Raw genomic sequence first — 17,734 nt, 5'->3', positions numbered from 1 at the left:
TCGGGGCGGAGCAGGACGGCGTTTTCGTGTTTGACCATTCCAAGAACTCCCCGGAGAAGAGGAGATCACCGTGACAGCAGAGATCGGGCATTTTGCCCTTATCCTGGCGCTTGTCATCAGTGCCGTAGGGGGCCTCCTGACGCTGGCGGGCGCGCAGCTTGACGTAAGAAGCTGGATGCGCACCGGTGCGGCGGCAGCCATTGCGCTCGCCCTCGCAGCGACCCTTTCGATCGGTTCGCTTGCCTACGCATTCGTGACGAGCGATTTTTCGATCCTCAACGTAGCGAAGAATTCCAACGACGCGCTGCCGTGGTTCTATAAGCTCGCCGCCGTCTGGGGCTCGCACGAGGGCTCGATTCTCTTCTGGGTGTCCACGCTCACCTGGTGGATTCTCGCCGTCGCGCTTTCAGCAAGAAAGCTCCCCGAAAAGGTGCTCGCGCGCATTCTGGGCACGCTCTTTCTCATCTCGTTCGGGCTCTATCTCTTCATCCTCACGACCTCGAACCCGTTCCTGAGGCTCTTTCCGCCCGCGCCTCAGGGTGCGGACCTGAATCCGCTCCTCCAGGACCCGGGGATGATCTTCCATCCGCCGCTCCTTTACTTAGGGTACGTCGGCTTCGCCGTTCCCTTCGCCTTTGCGGTGGCGGCGCTCCTCGGCGGGCGGCTTGACATCGCCTGGGCGCGCTGGATGCGTCCCTGGACGACCGCTTCCTGGGTGCTTCTCACGCTCGGCATCAGCCTCGGCTCCTACTGGAGCTACTACGAACTCGGCTGGGGCGGCTGGTGGGCCTGGGACCCGGTGGAGAATTCGTCCTTCATGCCGTGGCTTACCGGCACGGCGCTCATGCATTCGCTCGCCGTCACGGAAAAGCGCGGCGCCTTCAAGATCTGGACGGTCTTCCTCGCGATCCTCACCTTTTCGCTTTCGCTTCTCGGCACCTTCCTCGTGCGTTCGGGCGTTCTCACGTCGGTTCACGCCTTTGCGTCCGACCCAACCCGCGGCATGTTCATTCTCGTCTTCCTCTGCATCGTGATCGGGGTGTCGTTCCTCCTCTTTGCGTCGAAGGCGAGTTCGGTCGGGAGCATTTCAACCTTCGGCTGGATGTCGCGCGAGTCGCTCCTCATGGGGAATAACCTTCTCCTCGTGGTCGGAATGGCGATCGTGCTCCTCGGGACCCTTTATCCGCTCTTCCTCGATGCGGTCGGCGGGGGCAGGATTACCGTGGGCGGGCCTTACTTTGACGCCGTCTTCGGAAGCTCCATGGTGCCCTTGTCGCTGCTCCTCCCGATCGGCGCCGTCTGCGCCTGGCGCATGCAGGATCCGAAGAAGCTCGGCCGGATGCTTGCGCCAGCTTTTGCGGCTTCCGTCATTCTCGGCATCGCGACGCCCTTCATGCTGGGCAATTGGGATGCCGTCATGGCGCTCGCGGCCTTCCTTGCCTGCTGGATTCTCTTCGGCGCCGTCACCGACTGGGTGCGCTACGCCCGCACGGCGCGCGCGCAGAAGCGGAGCGTCTTCGGACAGACTTTGCCTTGGTGGGGCATGCATCTTGCGCACCTCGGCCTCGCCATGCTGATCTTCGGCGCGGTAGCGGTCTCGGAATATCAGGTTGAGCGCAATGTGACCATGAACCCGAAGGATGTGGTCACGGTGCGCGACGTCACCTTCCAGTACAACGGCTGGGTGGAATACCGCGGTCCCAACTACACGGCCGCCAAGGGCTCGATCTCGGTGCTCGACGCTTCTACTGGGAAGGAAATCGCGCTTTTGGAACCTGAAAAGCGCAACTACGACTCCGTTACCTCGATGTCGATGACGGAAGCCGCCATCATCCACCGTCCGCATGAAGACGTCTACGTGTCGCTCGCGACCCCGACGCAGGACGGCAACGGCTGGGTCGTGCGCGCCTACGTGAAGCCTTTCGTGCTCCTCATCTGGATCGGCACGCTCTTCATGGCCGCGGGCGGCATCCTCGCGATGTTCGACCGCCGCCGCAGAACCGACGAAAAGAAGGGAGCCTGAAGAAATGACCATGAATACTTTCAAGGGAACCATCCTTGCGCTTGGGCTCGCGCTCCTTTCAGCGACGGCGCTTGAGGCCGCTGCCGCGGAAAATGCCGCTCCGCAGATGGGGTCGGTGACCGCAACAGAAAAGTCCCGTTCGGCCCAGGCCTTCATGGATGCGGCCGGGATGGCCGCTTCGGGCGGAGCTCCCTCCGTGGATCTTCAGAGCCTGAAGCCCTCCGAGGCGAGGCCCTCGGAATTCGATCCGAAGGCGAACCCGCGCGTTTATGAAATCAGCACGCAGCTGAGGTGCCTCGTCTGCGCGAACGAAACGATTGCCGAATCGAATGCGCAGCTCGCCATCGACCTGAGGCGCGAAGTCGCCGAACAGGTGAAGGCCGGGAAGACCGATGACGAGATCATCGACTTCATGGTCGACCGCTACGGCGACTACGTGCTCTTCAAGCCCCCCTTCAAGGCGAAGACGTGGCTCCTCTGGCTGGGGCCCGGCGTCTTCTTCCTCCTTGCCCTCTGGGGCATGACGCGCATCGTCGTCACCCGCCGGGCGCAGGCCCTTCAGCGCCGCCGCGAAGCGACGCCGGAGGCGGTTGAGCGCGCGAAGAAAATCCTTCGGGGCGAACTCATCTTCGAGAAGGGCGAAGTGAAGCCCAACCCGAACTATCGACCCGAAATCTGACGAGGCGGCACAAATGAAGTACGAAATTATTTTCTGCGTTGTCGCCATCCTCCTGATGGCGGGCGTGATCGGCCTCTTTGCCTGGCGGCTTCTTTCGGGGAAGTCGAACAAGGAAGGCGAATGGACGCGTACGGCTGAAAACATCGCAAGTCTGCGGGATGAATACGATCACCTCGTGGAGCTCAGGAAAGCCGGCCGCATTGCCGACAAGGACTTCTTCGAGCGCGAGGATGAGCTTGCGCTTCGCGTGATCGACGAGACCGCTCCCGAGACGGCGGAGAAGCACCGCAATGTCGAGCATTTCCCGCTCGTGACGGCGGCGGCGCTTGCGGTCATCATTCCGGCGACCTCCATCGGCGCCTACCTCTGGTACGGCGATTTCTCATCGCTGGATGAAAAGGCGATCGAGCAGATCCGCACGACCCGCGAGCAGGCGAGGTCGGAGCGCAATATGACGGAGACGGTGGCGTCTCTCGAAGCCTCCGTGGAAAAGAACCGCGACAACCTGGAAGCCTGGGAGATTCTCGCCGAGCAGTACAACGCCACGGGGAACCTCTCGCAGGCGGAGCTCGCTTACGAAAACGTGACCCGGCTTTCGCCAAAGAATGCCAACGCGTGGGCCGAGCTCGCCGACATCAAGATTGCGCTCGATCCGTCAAGCCTCGTGAAGGCGGGAGCGCTCGCTCAAAAGGCGCTTGAAATCGATCCCTGGCACCAGAAGGCGCTCATGATCGGCGCGGCGGCAGCGTTTGAAGCGGGCGACTACAAAAATTCCGCGATCTACTTCAACCGACTGCTCACGCAGATCCCGGAAGGAAACGAAGTCCATGACGCGCTCGCGCAGCAGCTCCAGATGACGCTCGACGCGGGCGGGCTCAAATCCGTTCCGCCGGATCCGGCAGGAAAGAAGCCCGAGAGCGACCTCGACAAGATGCTCAAGATGGGCGGCGGCATGTCGGCCGCGCCTGAAATGGGCGAGGACGGCGTGGGATTGAATCCCCTGAAGCGCTGACGCTTTTGAGCCGCAAAGAAAAAACCTCCGGACGGATCTGACGGTCTTCCGGAGGTTTTCTTTTCGTCAGGGCGAGTCTCTTTTAGACCTTCGAATGCTCCCTTACCGGGAGCATCGGGTTGGTCGCGTCCGTGCCGACGAGCGCGAGCGCAGAGAGCATGATGAGCTGCGGTCCGAGATGGATGTCGACGGCGTCGAAGTATTCATGAACCGTGTGCGTGCGCATCTGCTTGCCGCCTGCGGAGAGGCAGGTGGAGGGAATGCCCATGCTCATGGGCTTGTTGGCGTCGGTTGACGAGAAGCCGTAGTTGGTGAGCGGAATCCCGAGCTCGGCCTGCGCGGCGCGCGAGGCCTGAAGCACCGGGCAGTCGTGGGGGCGCAGGCCCGCCGGACGGTCGCCGATCATCTCTTCGACGAGGCGGAGCTGCTTCTCAGGATCGGTAATTCCCCAGATGCGGTTTTCTTCCTCAACGCCGGCGGCGAACGCCCCGCGGATTTCCTTTTCGAGCGCGAGCATCGGCTCCATTGCGAGGCTGCGGATGTCGACGTCGACGGAGCATTCCGCGGCGATGGTGTTGACGGATGTGCCGCCCTTGATCGTGCCGATCGTGAAGGTCGTTTTCGGGTCCTGCGGGGCCTTGAGGTAGGCGACCTTTGCGCCCGCAATGCAGATCGCGTGAATGGCGCTCGGCGTGGCGCCGAAGGCGCCGTAGCTGTGGCCGCCGGGGCCCTTCACCGTGAAGCGCCAGCGATGCGAGCCGATGGCGCCGTAAAGAATGCGGCCCACGTCCGTGTTGTCGACGGCAAGGAGCCCGTCGACGGGAAGTCCCGATTTGTCGAAGAGGTACTTGGAACCCCGGATGTCGCCCAGGCCTTCCTCGCCCACGGTGCCCATGAAGAGGATGCTCCCTTTCGTGCGGATGCCGGCCGCCTTCATGGCGCGGAGCGTCTCAAGAACCGCGCGCAGTCCCGCGCAGTTGTCGCCGATGCCGGGGCCGTAATAGCGGTTTCCTTCCTGCCGGACCGTGACGTCGGTGCCTTCCGGGAACACCGTATCCATGTGAGCGCCGATCGCGAGGAGCGGCCCCTGCGGGTCCGTTCCCTGCCAGCGGCCGACGACGTTTCCGATCCCGTCGATCGAAACATCCTCGAGCCCGCATTCGTGCATGAGTTCGACGATGCGCTTCGCCCGCACTTCCTCCCTGAAGGTGGGAGCCGGAATTTCGCAGAGCTCGACCTGGAGCCGGATCGCTTGATCCGTCCGGTCATGAATGCTTTGCAGCGCCTTTCTGACTTCGGGGAGTCCCGCAATGGTGCGGAGCGCATTTTCGGCCTGGGCCGAAATCGGAGGAATATTTTCTGTCTTCATAGCTTCGTTTTCTCTTGCGAGGCAAAGTGCACGGATGCGTGATGGGTGGAAAAATCATGCACTTCCCGGCGATTTTTTTCCAGACGAGAATTACCCGTGCCGAGAGGTTTACGCATTAAGTGGTAGTCAATAGATCCTTTCGATAGATAAAATTGACTATTGCTTTTCTCCCGCCGCATTGATTCTTTTTTCCCATGAGTTCAAGCGTTCTCATTCTGCTCTCTGCCTTCTTCGGCGCCTGTGAAACGGCATTGATCCGCAGCATCGGCACGACGCATGATTTCCTTGAACTCATGACGGCGCAGTATCTGGGCGTGAGCGCGCTCTGCACCTTCTGGATGCTCAAAACCCGGACGCCTTTTCTGACGTCCTGCTGGCGGCTTCATCTCACGCGCGGCTGCACGGGGCTCTGCGCTTCCGTTTCGGCAATCATCCTCGCGCAGGAGATTCCGGTCTGCGCGGCTGAATGCATGCTCTATACGTCTCCTTTCTTCATCCTTCTCATCATGTGGGTGATGAAGTGGGATCGGAAAGTGAGCTTTCTCACGCTTGCCGCAATTCTTGCGGTGGGGTTCGGCGGCTCTATTCTTGCGCTTAATCCGACCGCGGACGGGCTGACGCTGCGCCATCTGATCCTGGGCGGCATTCTGGGACTCGCCGCCGCCTGCTCAACGCTTCTCCTGCGCGCCGTCGGGAAGCGGGAGGAGCCGGTCGTGCGCACGACCTTCTACCTTTCAACCTTTTGCTTTCTTGCCGGGGTCGCCGGCGGGTATTTCTATCGGGGGGAGGTCGATGGGCTCATCTGTACGGAGCCGAAGGTGCTTCTCATCGGGCTTCTTGTGCTCATCGTGCAGCTCTGCCGCGCAGGCGGCTGGAAGTACGGGAACTGGTTCGTCAATTCCGTCTTCTACTTCTCAGGCATCCCCTTCGCCGCGCTTCTCGGACTTGTTTTCTTTAATGAAAGCCTCTCGGCTGAAGCCTTCATCGGGATCGTGCTCATCATCGGAGCATCGGCTGCCGCCACGATGATCGAGCGCCGGAGGACGCAGAAAAACACATCTTCTGCCGCGTAGAGAGGCTTTCGGGCGAGAGGACCTAAAAAAGAAGCTCGTCCCCGGGCGGCGCACGGAGGAAAAAGCGTTCGCCCGCTCCAACCGTGTTCACCGTAAACCCTTCAATTGTCGACAAAAAATCAACACTAAGGAGGGCGTTGACGGCGTTGAATCCGCCTAGGTTGTTTTACTTAGATGGCGTCAAATGAAGGTAAATATGGCGCCGATAGACTTGCCGGAATGCTTTTTCACAGAGCTTCTCCCGGCAGGCCTCTGACGTTCATGAAGCGTTTTTGAGCGCGCACGCCGGTTTCCGAGAACCTCTGCAATCCCTTGATACCCCAGAGAGGAAATCCATCGTGGCACTTATTCAAAGAACCCGGCCTGAAGCTCTGCTCGTCCTCGCCGACGGCACCGTCTTTCACGGCGAAGGCATCGGCGCGAGCGGCATGACGACCGGCGAAGTCGTCTTCAATACTTCCATGACCGGTTATCAGGAAATCCTGACGGATCCGTCCTATACCGGACAGCTGGTGACGCTTACCTGCGCGCATATCGGCAACGTCGGCGTCAACCCTGAGGACATGGAAAGCCGCTCGATTCATGCGGCCGGCCTCATCGTCAAGGCTGCGGCTGACTTCCCGAGCAGCTGGCGCGCGAAGCAGTCTCTCCCGGAAGCACTGAAGGAAGCGGGCGTCAAGGCCATCAGCGGCATCGATACCCGTGCGCTCACGATTCACCTGAGGGAAACGGGCGCGCAGCCCGGCGCCATCCTCACGGCTGAACCGGGCAGGGAGCTTTCGGACGAAGACGTCGCCCGGGTGCTCGCCGCCGCGAGGAGCTGGGGCTCCATGGCGGGACAGGACCTCGCTCAGACGGTGACCACGAAGGAAGCCTACGAATGGACCGAAGGGAGCTGGGAGCCCTCGCGAGAGGGCGAGCCCGCCGGGTTCCGCCAGCCCGTGGCGTTCCCGTACCACGTCGTTGCCTACGACTTCGGCATCAAGACCAACATTCTGAGGCTCCTCGCCGACCGCGGCATCCGCGTGACGGTCGTTCCCGCGAAGACCTCGTTTGAGGACGCGATGGCGTACGAACCCGACGGCATCTTCCTCTCGAACGGTCCGGGCGACCCCGCTCCCTGCACGTATGCGATCGAGGTGGCGAAGAAGGCGATCGAGGCGAAGGTTCCGCTCTTCGGCATCTGCCTCGGCCACCAGATCATGGGCCTTGCCGTGGGAGCGAAGACCCTCAAGATGAAGTTCGGCCACCATGGCGCCAACCACCCGGTTGAGAACGTCGCGACGAAGCGCGTCGCCATTACGAGTCAGAACCATGGCTTTGCCGTGGATGCGGAGACTTTGCCTGAGAACGCGCGCGTGACGCACCGTTCGCTTTTTGACGGGTCGCTTCAGGGCTTTGAGCTTGTCGGTCAGCCCGCCTTCTGCTTCCAGGGCCACCCGGAAGCAAGCCCCGGACCGCACGATCTCGATCCGCTCTTTGAGAAGTTCGCCAAGAGCCTTGCCGAATACCGCCGGCGCTGAGTGAGGCGCCCCGAAAGGCATCCGCAATAGAGAAGACAGACAGAACAGAAGACATCAGAGCTCAGAAGAAAATGGCGAAGCGTACAGACATTCAATCCATTCTCATCATCGGCGCCGGCCCGATCATCATCGGCCAGGCCTGCGAATTCGACTACTCGGGCGTGCAGGCCTGCCGCGTCCTGCGCGAAGAGGGCTACCGCACGATTCTCGTCAACTCCAACCCTGCGACGATCATGACCGATCCGCAGACGGCGGACGCGACCTACATTGAACCGATCAACTGGGAGACGGTGGCGCGCATTATCGAGAAGGAGCGTCCCGATGCGATTCTCCCGACGATGGGCGGCCAGACCGCGCTCAACTGCGCGATGGATCTCGCGCACCACGGCGTTCTGCGCCGCTACGGCGTCGAATTGATCGGCGCCACGCCCGAAGCGATCGACAAGGCGGAAGACCGCGAACGCTTTAAGAAAATCATGAGCGAGATCGGGCTCGAGTCCGCCCGTTCGGGCGCCGCGCATACGCTGGAGGAAGCCCTTCAGATCCAGAAGACCGTCGGGTTCCCCGCGGTCATCCGCCCGAGCTTTACGTTGGGCGGCACGGGGGGCGGCATCGCCTACAACATGGAAGAGTTCATCACGATCGTTTCGCGCGGTCTTGAACTCTCCCCCACGAGCGAAGTGCTGATTGAAGAGTCGCTCCTCGGCTGGAAGGAGTACGAGATGGAGGTCGTCCGCGACAAGGCGGACAACTGCATCATCGTCTGCTCGATTGAAAACCTCGATCCGATGGGCGTGCATACGGGCGATTCGATTACAGTCGCCCCTGCGCAGACCCTCACCGACAAGGAATACCAGGCGATGCGCGACGCCTCGATGGCGGTGCTTCGCGCGATCGGCGTCGACACGGGCGGCTCCAACGTGCAGTTCGCGGTCAATCCGAATAACGGCCGCATGATCGTGATCGAGATGAATCCGCGCGTCTCGCGCTCTTCGGCGCTCGCTTCGAAGGCGACGGGCTTCCCGATCGCGAAGATCGCAGCCAAGCTTGCCGTCGGCTACACGCTCGACGAACTCAGGAACGAAATGACGGGAGGCAAAACCCCGGCTTCGTTCGAGCCTGCAATCGACTACGTCGTCACCAAGGTGCCGCGCTTTGCGTTCGAGAAGTTCCCGGCCGCCGACGATCGCCTCACGACCCAGATGAAGTCCGTGGGCGAAGTGATGGCAATCGGCCGCACCTTCGAAGAGTCGCTCCAGAAGGCGCTTCGCGGGCTCGAGACCGGGAAGTGCGGTCTCGACCCGATCACGATCGATAAGAATCAGATCCTGCGCGAGATTGCCGAACCCGGTCCCGAGCGCCTCTTCTACGTGGCCGACGGCTTCCGCATCGGCATGACGGTCGACGAAATCTTCGAGCTTTCGAAGATCGACCGCTGGTTCCTGCGTCAGATCGAGGAGCTCGTTCAGATCGAGAAGTCGATCGAGGGCCACAGCTTGAACGAACTCGATGAAAACGACTTCTGGGCCCTGAAGTCCCGCGGGTTCTCGGACAAGCGCATCGCGATGCTTCTTGCCGACTGTCACGAAAACGAAGTCCGCGAAGCGCGCCGCGTATTGGGCGTCGAGCCGGTCTTCAAGCGCGTCGATACGTGCGCCGCGGAATTCGCGACGACGACGGCGTATCTCTATTCGACTTTCGAGAGAAGCCGTGTTTCAGAAGCCGCGCCTACCGACCGCAAGAAGGTGATCGTTCTCGGCGGCGGCCCCAACCGGATCGGGCAGGGCATTGAATTCGACTACTGCTGCGTGCACGCCTCCATGGCGCTTCACGAGGACGGCTGGGAGTCGATCATGGTGAACTGCAACCCGGAGACCGTTTCGACCGACTACGACACCTCCGACCGCCTCTACTTCGAGCCCGTGACGCTCGAGGACGTTCTTGCCATCTGCGAGGTCGAGAAGCCCCAGGGCGTGATCGTGCAGTACGGCGGCCAGACGCCGCTCAAGATCTGCCGCGCGCTCGAGGCCCACGGCGTGCCCATCATCGGCACGACCCCGGACGCGATCGACTGTGCGGAAGACCGCGGGCGCTTCCAGGCGCTTATTGAAAAGCTCGGCCTCCGTCAGCCGCCCAACCGTACGGCTTATACCGAGGAAGAGGCGCTCGCCAAGGCCGAGGAAATCGGCTATCCGCTCGTGGTTCGTCCGTCCTATGTGCTGGGCGGCCGCGCGATGGAAATCGTCCATACGCCTGAGCGCCTTCTCAAATACATGCACGAAGCCGTGAAGGTGAGCCCCGAGGAGCCGGTGCTCCTCGACCGGTTCCTCGACGACGCGGTTGAAATGGACGTGGATGCGGTCTGCGACGGCGATGTCGTTGCGGTCGCGGGCGTCATGGAGCATATCGAGCAGGCAGGCGTCCATTCGGGCGACTCGGCTTGTTCGCTCCCGCCCTACAGCCTTGCCCCCTCGCTCGTTGCGGAAGTCCGCCGCCAGACGCGCGAAATGGCAAAGGCCCTAAAGGTGGTGGGCCTCATGAATGTGCAGTTTGCAGTGAAGGACGCCCATACCGAGAACCCGGTGGTCTACGTGCTCGAGGTCAACCCCCGTGCTTCCCGTACGGTTCCCTTCGTTTCGAAGGCGACGGGCCATCAGCTCGCAAAGATTGCGGTCCGCTGCATGGTGGGCGACAAGCTTGCCGACCAGGGCCTTACGGTTGAGGAGCTCGAAAAGGCGCCCCCGTACTTCAGCGTCAAGGAAGCCGTCTTCCCGTTCGCGAAGTTCCAGGGCGTCGATCCGGTCCTCGGGCCGGAGATGCGCTCCACGGGCGAAGTGATGGGCATCGGCCGCGACTTCGGCGAAGCGTTGAGAAAGAGCCAGCTCGCCGCAGCGTCGAAGCTTCCTGCGGGCGGCCTCTGCTTCATCACGGTTCGCGATTCGGACAAGCCCAAGGTGGCGATTGCCGCGCATGAGCTTCACCATGCGGGCTTCAAGCTCATCGCGACCTCCGGCACCGCGAAGGTGATTCAGGCCGCGGGCATTCCCTGCCGCAGCGTCAACCGCGTGCACGAAGGGCGTCCCAACATTCTTGACCTCATCAAGAATAAGGAGATCCAGCTCGTCATCATGTCGGTTGCCGAACACGAGAACGAACTCGACGACGCCCGCGCGATCCGTCAGACGTGCTTGGCCGAACAGACGACCTACTACACGACGATGGCGGGCGGCCTCGCCGCGGCCGAAGGCATCCGTCACGGAGAACTCTCCGAAAAGGTGAGGGATCTGCAGAGCCTTCACCAGGGGAAGGTCGACTAAAAGTTCGGTCAAAAATAACTTTTAGTTGACAGGTCGGTCATGGCGTACTTCTGCCATGGCCGACTCTTTTTTTCTTCTGCTCGTTGAAGTGCATCGGCGCCATCCGAGAGCTGACTTCACGGAGCTCAGCCGCAATGCGCGCTTCGCCGATTTCTTCCAGTCGATCCGCAATCGCCAGGGCTCGCTCTCGTTCGTGAGGACTATTCATGAAGATCGGAAGTCCCATGCCGCCTTGAGACACTGCGATGCGCATAGCCTTCAGCAGTTCCGGACCCAATACTTCCAGCGGCATGCCGTTCCTTCCCGGTTCATAGCGCTGCCAATCGATCTGTGCAGAGGCATTGGCCACACTATTAAGCATCTCAGACGCAATCCCCGGATTGTCGTATTCCTCCGGAGACCAGGCGAGGAGAATGCGCGCGGCAAGGTCCTTGCCCGTCATCTCCTCAACATGCGGGCCGTCGAGAAAGACGGCGGCCGCATCAATCATTACGACTTTCTGAGCCTCAAGCCAGGCGTCATAGGCCGGGTGCGTCAGAACGTCCGGCAGCGCATTCAAGGGCGCCTCTTCATGAGCGAAGTTGATCCACACGTTCGGATTTTCATCGAGACTCAGAAAGGGAAGCGCTTCAGGATTGGCGTCTGAGCGGCGTGCTGCAATGAAAATCAGGGTTGGCAAAGTCTGGTACCCACCAAAGTCGGCCATCGTCATTGCTTCCTTGAGAAGTCCAGCCTCCGAGAGCTTGGCCGCCGCCGCAACGGCGGAATCTGCGGCATAGGAAGCTCCGATCCATTCCGGATGGGAATGCCACGTTTCCATGAAGGCGTGAACCAGCGGCGCGCGGGACGCTTCATCCAGAAGGCTTTCCGGGATCTGCCAGCCAGCTTCTGCATATTCCATCAGGCGGCGAACAAAGCACGCTTCAAAGGAAGGGTTCTGCCCTGCCGGTGCATCTTCGAGGAGCAGTCTGGGACTTAAATCCTCAATTTTCCGAACGCCCTTTAAGCCAGAGGGCCTTTCCGCGGCCGAAAACTCATGGCGAAGCACCTCGAGCAGCCGACAGCCGACGCGCTTAGCATCTTGAGCTTCTTCATCCGTCCCTGGCGCCAGGGAATTAGAAAGCGATTGCTGGATGAGCAAGCATCCAACGGCTCTCGCGCGGTCGAATTCTTCCGAAAACTGCGGGTACATCAGAGGCTCCTGATGCGCGCGGTAGAAGGTCGCTCTCAAGGAAGCGAGAAACTTCTTCAAGTTCTCAGGATCATCGAGCTGCTCGGGCCAACTCTGCTCTTCAGCAAAGATTGCAGCCTTCAAGTCTTCGCCGATTTGAATGCGCGAAGCCAGTTCTGCGGCATTTCCGATCACGATCTTTCCGCCTTTCGTCAGCCGGACGGTCTTAATCTTTTCGAGGAGCGCCATTTTTTCCCGCACATTGCGCTCGCTGCTGCCCAAGGGCCTTCCCATACGGAGGCGGTATGGGATATCCGCCTTGAATCCTGCGGATGGAGAGAAGGCGTCCGACAGCTCCATGTCTGAAAAGTCTTTCGCCTCATTGCGGTAAGCAAACACCATGAGCCGTCGGCATTCTCGGTCGTTCTTTTCATCCAATGCCTTTTTGAAGTCCTGCATGAGGCCTTCGCGGCTGAGCTTCGCCAAAACGCCCGCGATGAGCTGCGCCTGCATCGTCGCCTCAATTTCATTGCTCTCGGCGAATAAGGCATTCCCTTCCCGGCGGAAGAAATCCGCGATGCCGTCCGCGAGATCCCAAAGCGCGAAGCGCGGAGCATCCTCTTCGATCAAAGGCACGACATAGCCCGCATCCTTCCACTGCCGCAGGATCTGCTCCGTCTTCATTGCGGCATTCCTTTCACCCATCCTGGTTGAGGGTGGAAGAAACGCACGCGGCGAATACCTTTCGAGGTTCATGATCGAAAATCCTTTTTCATCTTCTGCCTGTGATCGGCGACGCAGTCATCCTGGCATCAATCGCGTCGTGGCTCTTCATGACGATTCAGAACTAGGCAGGCATTGTTTGAGCCGCATCAACGAAGATCGCCGGAAGAGTGCTGGATGGAGCCTCAAAGGCCCTGCCTCAACGCTATTCAGAGAAAAGCGAAAGCACTGGCACAGAGCCCGAAGCGTCACTCTCTGCGTTTTTCTCTCTCGCCTCTCTTTGCGGCTGCTAAGCTGCGCGAAAGGGAAAAATACTTTGGGGGAGGCGAATGCCCGTTTCCATCAACAACGAGAGGTCAAGCGAATCCATGATTCGCGAGAGTCTTGTCACGTCGTTCATTGACAGCCGCACTGAGTCGCCGCTCGAAAGCCGCACGGCGCTCATCTTCAATGACAGAGACCGCGGCGTCAAAGTGCTGAACGAAATCGAAGAGGCGCTTGAGTGGTGCGACTCCTTCTCGATCAGCGTTGCCTTCATCACGATGGGCGGCATCGTGCCCTTGATTCCGGCGCTCACGGCGCTCGAAGCTCGGGGCGTCAAAGGGAGGCTCCTTACGACGGACTATCTGCGCTTCACGAAGCCAGATGCCTTGAGAAAGCTCCTCACTTTCAAGAATCTGGACGTGCGCATGTACCGCACGGAAGAGGATTCCGGAAACGGCTTTCACACCAAGGGCTACATCTTCAGCGCGAAGGAGCTCTGCCGAATCATTGTGGGCTCGTCGAATCTGACCCAGGCGGCGCTCACGACGACGCGCGAATGGAATCTCAATCTCCTCTCGCGCCAGACGGGTGAAATTGCAGAGGTCATTCAGAAAGAGTTCGACTATCTCTGGAATCGCCCGGAGGCGAAGCCCCTCGCCGATGTCATCGACGCGTACGCGTACGAATATAAGGCTGTCGCAGAGGCTCAGGCCGATGCTCGGCGGCTTCTGATCCGCGAGGAAGAAAAGGCAAAGGTAGTGCCCAATGCCATGCAGGCCGCTTTCGTGAAGAGCCTCTGGGATTTGAAGACGCAGCATCATCAGGATCGCGCGCTCCTCATTTCGGCAACAGGCACGGGGAAGACGTACGCGTCCGCCTTTGCCGCACAGAAGCTTGCCCCTAAGCGACTTCTTTTCGTCGTTCACCGCGAGCAGATTGCCAAGCAGGCGATGAAGAGCTTCAAGCGCGTTTTAGGCGAAAAGAATCACACTTTCGGACTCCTCTCGGGAACGAATAAAGCGTCGGATCGCGATTTTGTGTTCGCGACCATGCAGACGATCTCAAGGGACGCTGTGCTCAAGAGCTTCCCCAAAGACGCCTTCGACATGATCATCATCGACGAAGCCCATCGCGCCGGAGCGGAAAGCTATCGGAAGATCATGGCGCATTTCGTCCCTCAATTCTGGCTCGGCATGACGGGGACGCCGGAGCGCAATGACGGCTTCAACATTTACGCGCTCTTCAACCACAACATCGCCTATGAAATTCGTCTGCAGCAGGCGCTTGAAAACGATTTCCTGACGCCTTTCCATTACTTCGGCATCGCGGACCTTTGGGTGACGAACGAGAAGGGTGGGGCCAAGCGAAAAATCGACGACTTCAGAAGGCTCGAAGATCCCGAACGCTTCGCGCACATGCTCGAAGAGTGCGACCGCTACGGCTATAGCGGAAATAAGCGCCGAGCGCTCGTCTTTGTTTCCACAAAGCGCGAGGCGGAGGCGCTCGCCCGTTACCTCAATGAATGTCATCGTCCTGCACTTGCGCTCACGGGCGAAGACAGTCAGGCGGCAAGAGAAGATGCAGTCGCCCGCCTCGTCTCGGGCGAGGGCGAACGGCTTCTCGAATTCATCGTGACGGTGGATATCTTCAACGAAGGCGTCGACATTCCTGAAATCAATCAAGTCATTCTGATGCGCCCGACCGAGAGCGCGATCATCTTCATTCAGCAGCTCGGGCGCGGATTGAGAAAGTTCGATGGGAAGGAATTCGTCACGATTCTCGACTTCATCGGTGCATACGAAAAGAACTACTTGATCGCGACGGCGCTCTCGGGCGACCGCTCCTACGTGAAGGACAACATGCGCCGCTTCATTGCCGTCGAATCGAAAAGGCTTCCCGGCGCCTCCACCGTGCATTTCGATGAAATTGCAAAGGAGCGCATCTTTGCGTCGATCGACCAGGCGAAAACGAACAGCACGGAGCTGCTGAGAAACGCTTATCGGCAGCTCAAGTTCCAGCTCGGCCGCATTCCCGATCTTCAGGACTTCGAGCGCTTCGGGAGCATCGAACCCACCAAGTTCTTTTCAAACGCGAATTTCAGCTCGTATTACGAATTCTTGGTGAAGTACGAGCCCCAATACTCGGTGAGGCTCACAACCGCTCAGGCGAAGCGGATTGCCTGGGTTTCGAGGAAGCTCGGGAACGGCTTGAGGCCCTCCGAGGCGCTCGTTCTCAAGGACATCCTGGATGGGAAGGAAAACTTGGAAGTTTGCCTGGAGAGAAGGCTTCACTCCGAATACGGGTTCGAAGCCGACGAGCGGCACCTGAAGTCGGTGGGGCTCATGCTCGCCAATGAATTCGAGCGCACGAAGGAGCTCAAAGAGCAGTGGGCCGGCGCTGAAATCCTTTCCTTGACGCCGGAGGGCGGCTGGCAGGTCGCGGAATCCTTCTTGAAGGATCTTCAGGACGGTGTTGAGTTCAAAGCGGTGCTCGAAGCGCTTCTCGACTTCATTCTTGCGCGCGCAAAGCGCTTGGCCGCAGACCGGCTTCCCGGAACCTTCCTGAGGCTCAATGCCGCTTATACCTATGAAGATGTCTGCCGGCTGCTCGATTGGGGACAGAACATGCCGGCGCAGAATATCGGCGGGTACTGCTACGACAAGGATTCAGATACGCTTCCCATCTTCGTCAATTACGAAAAGGAAAGCAAAGCCATTCCGTACCACGACGAGTTTAAATCCGTATCAACCATCCTGACCCTCTCGAAGACAAACCGCACCATCGAGTCGCGGGATGCTTTGCGCATGAGGAAGGTCAAAACGGAGAAGGCAGACTACAGCGCTACGGCAATCCACCTCTTCGTGCGCAGAAACAAGGACGACCAGGAGGCGAAGGCTTTCTACTACCTCGGCCAAATGGATCTCGCCGCGCCTTTGAAGAAAGTGGAGCTCCCGGGGGCTCACGGAAGTTCGAAGGCCTTCGAAGCGCTCTGGACGCTTCGCCATCCCGTGCGCTCTGATATTTACGAATACATTACTGGAGAGAAAGCAAAGTGAAGCGAATCGAAGTGTGCGCGGCCATTCTTCACCATGAGGGCCGCATTCTTGCCACGCAGCGCGGCTACGGCGACTTTAAGGACGGCTGGGAATTTCCCGGCGGAAAAATGGAGCCAGGCGAAACGCCGGAAGAATGCATCGTTCGCGAAATCAAAGAGGAGCTCAATGTCGACATCGTTCCTGAAGCGCTCTTGACGACCGTGGAGTGCGACTATCCGGCCTTCCATCTCACGATGCACTGCTTCTGGAGCGCCATTGCCGCCAACGAACAAGTGGAACTCCTGGAGCATGAAGCCGCAAAGTGGCTGCTGCCTTCAGAACTCGACGCCGTTCAATGGCTTCCCGCCGACCTGGAGGTCGTGGATTGCCTTAAGAAGCGATTGAACCCGCAGGGAACCGCATTGGAATAGGCCGCGTGCTAAGGAAACTCCTCAGAGCCTGATTGAGGTGCATTCTCTACAATCCTTGATATCCAGCAAAAGTCCTGATTTTCAACGATTAGGGCGCTTTTGCTGAAGCCAATCTCTCCGGAGGAAGAGGACTTTCGTCGAAAGACCGGTCGGGGAGAAGGCCGGCAAAGGGAGCCAAAGATGCTGATCGTCCCGGCGTCCTTTCTGTTCGCAAGGCTGAAAAACGCCCGAGCAGAGTTCCTGAAGGTCAGGGAATCTTTCAAATTTTAAAGCGAAGCCCTGAACCTCCGGCAGTACGGAGGAGCTTCCGCACCCTAAGAGGCGGCAAACGCCCGAAGTCCGCGGAAACTCAATTCGCCTCCGAAAGGCTCAACCTACCGCACCACCCAAAGGAGTTTCTCTCATGACCAATCCAACGCCAGCTCAGCAGCCTCATGCTGAGGCTCCCGGGATCTCCGGCTATATCTCGCTTCTTTTCGCCATCATCTTTTTCTCCGGCGTCGCCGCTTCTGCCAATTGGTGGGGCATTTTCGACTTTACAACCTTGAACGGCGCCTTCGGCAAGGTGGTCGGGAGCGTCGCCGAAAAGAACGGCGAAATCGCTGCTGCGATGACCAATTTCCGCGGAAAAGGCGGTTCGGGCGCCATTGACGGCTTCATGTTCGCGCTTTCGCTCGTGCCGACCATCATGTTCGCGATGGCGATGATCACGATTTTCGAGCACTACGGCGCCCTGCGCGCAGCGCGCCAGATGCTTACGCCCATTCTGCGTCCGCTCCTCGGTCTCCCGGGATCTACGGCGCTCGCGATGATTGCGTCGCTCCAGTCGACCGACGGCGGCGCCGCGCTTACGCGTCAGCTCAAGGACGCAGGCGAAATCGACGAAAACGAAACGACGCTCTTTGCGACCTTCCAGATGACGGCCGACGCGAGCATCACGAACTTCTTCTCTTCGGGCGCCGTGCTCTTCACGCTCCTTGCCGCCAACGGCGAACCAGCCGTGCCCGTGAGTCTTGGTCTCTGCTTAGGTATCATTCTCCTCGGCAAGGTTTTTTCCACCAACCTGATGCGCCTCATTCTGATCCGCAAGTCCCGTAAGGCTTAATTCAAAGAA

At 59.7% G+C, this 17,734-nt stretch carries 11 protein-coding genes; 9 read left to right on the top strand and 2 right to left on the bottom strand.

Annotation, left to right across the window (positions count from 1 at the left end; translation table 11 throughout):
• The first annotated feature begins 70 nt into the window (after positions 1-70).
• Genes FG381_RS02645 through ccmI form a run of 3 tightly spaced genes read left to right on the top strand, consistent with a single transcriptional unit; the run spans position 71 to position 3,714 of the window.
• The gene (locus tag FG381_RS02645) at positions 71-2,023 is read left to right on the top strand and encodes a heme lyase CcmF/NrfE family subunit (RefSeq protein ID WP_139687418.1); all 1,953 of its coding nucleotides are present in this window, start codon (positions 71-73) and stop codon (positions 2,021-2,023) included.
• A 4-nt stretch (positions 2,024-2,027) separates the two neighbouring features.
• Positions 2,028-2,702, top strand: coding sequence for a cytochrome c-type biogenesis protein (locus FG381_RS02640; protein ID WP_226960306.1), 675 nt, complete (start codon positions 2,028-2,030; stop codon positions 2,700-2,702).
• A 13-nt stretch (positions 2,703-2,715) separates the two neighbouring features.
• Positions 2,716-3,714: a c-type cytochrome biogenesis protein CcmI gene (gene ccmI, locus FG381_RS02635; RefSeq protein WP_139687417.1), complete on the top strand. Its 999-nt coding sequence runs from the start codon at positions 2,716-2,718 to the stop codon at positions 3,712-3,714.
• Positions 3,715-3,796: 82 nt separating this feature from the next.
• On the opposite strand, the gene FG381_RS02630 is transcribed toward ccmI, so the two are convergent.
• Positions 3,797-5,083 (bottom strand): M20/M25/M40 family metallo-hydrolase, encoded by a 1,287-nt coding sequence (locus FG381_RS02630; RefSeq protein WP_139687416.1) that lies wholly within the window; start codon positions 5,081-5,083, stop codon positions 3,797-3,799.
• A 194-nt stretch (positions 5,084-5,277) separates the two neighbouring features.
• Between FG381_RS02630 and FG381_RS02625 the strand changes: the two genes are divergently transcribed.
• From FG381_RS02625 to carB, 3 genes are all read left to right on the top strand, one after another.
• Positions 5,278-6,156, top strand: coding sequence for a DMT family transporter (locus FG381_RS02625; RefSeq protein ID WP_139687415.1), 879 nt, complete (start codon positions 5,278-5,280; stop codon positions 6,154-6,156).
• Positions 6,157-6,494: 338 nt separating this feature from the next.
• Complete coding sequence (gene carA / locus FG381_RS02620) at positions 6,495-7,679, top strand: glutamine-hydrolyzing carbamoyl-phosphate synthase small subunit (protein ID WP_139687414.1); 1,185 nt, start codon at positions 6,495-6,497, stop codon at positions 7,677-7,679.
• Between the two features lie 71 nt (positions 7,680-7,750).
• Positions 7,751-10,996, top strand: coding sequence for a carbamoyl-phosphate synthase large subunit (gene carB, locus FG381_RS02615; protein WP_139687413.1), 3,246 nt, complete (start codon positions 7,751-7,753; stop codon positions 10,994-10,996).
• A gap of 37 nt (positions 10,997-11,033) precedes the next feature.
• On the opposite strand, the gene FG381_RS02610 is transcribed toward carB, so the two are convergent.
• Positions 11,034-12,851, bottom strand: a complete 1,818-nt coding sequence (locus FG381_RS02610) for a hypothetical protein (protein WP_139687412.1) — start codon at positions 12,849-12,851, stop codon at positions 11,034-11,036.
• A 368-nt stretch (positions 12,852-13,219) separates the two neighbouring features.
• Between FG381_RS02610 and FG381_RS02605 the strand changes: the two genes are divergently transcribed.
• From FG381_RS02605 to FG381_RS02595, 3 genes are all read left to right on the top strand, one after another.
• Complete coding sequence (locus FG381_RS02605) at positions 13,220-16,210, top strand: DUF3427 domain-containing protein (protein ID WP_139687411.1); 2,991 nt, start codon at positions 13,220-13,222, stop codon at positions 16,208-16,210.
• A complete protein-coding gene (locus FG381_RS02600) occupies positions 16,207-16,620 on the top strand; it encodes a (deoxy)nucleoside triphosphate pyrophosphohydrolase (RefSeq protein WP_139687410.1) in 414 nt (137 codons plus the stop codon). The genes FG381_RS02605 and FG381_RS02600 overlap by 4 nt, the downstream gene beginning before the upstream one ends.
• Before the next feature lie 403 nt (positions 16,621-17,023).
• Complete coding sequence (locus tag FG381_RS02595; RefSeq protein WP_139687409.1) at positions 17,024-17,725, top strand: nucleoside recognition domain-containing protein; 702 nt, start codon at positions 17,024-17,026, stop codon at positions 17,723-17,725.
• Positions 17,726-17,734 lie beyond the last annotated feature (9 nt).

Source organism: Sutterella faecalis (assembly GCF_006337085.1).
GTDB classification, from domain to species: domain Bacteria; phylum Pseudomonadota; class Gammaproteobacteria; order Burkholderiales; family Burkholderiaceae_F; genus Sutterella; species Sutterella faecalis.
The sequence above is the reverse complement of the archived record's forward strand: the minus strand, read 5'-3'. Positions and strand labels throughout refer to the sequence as shown.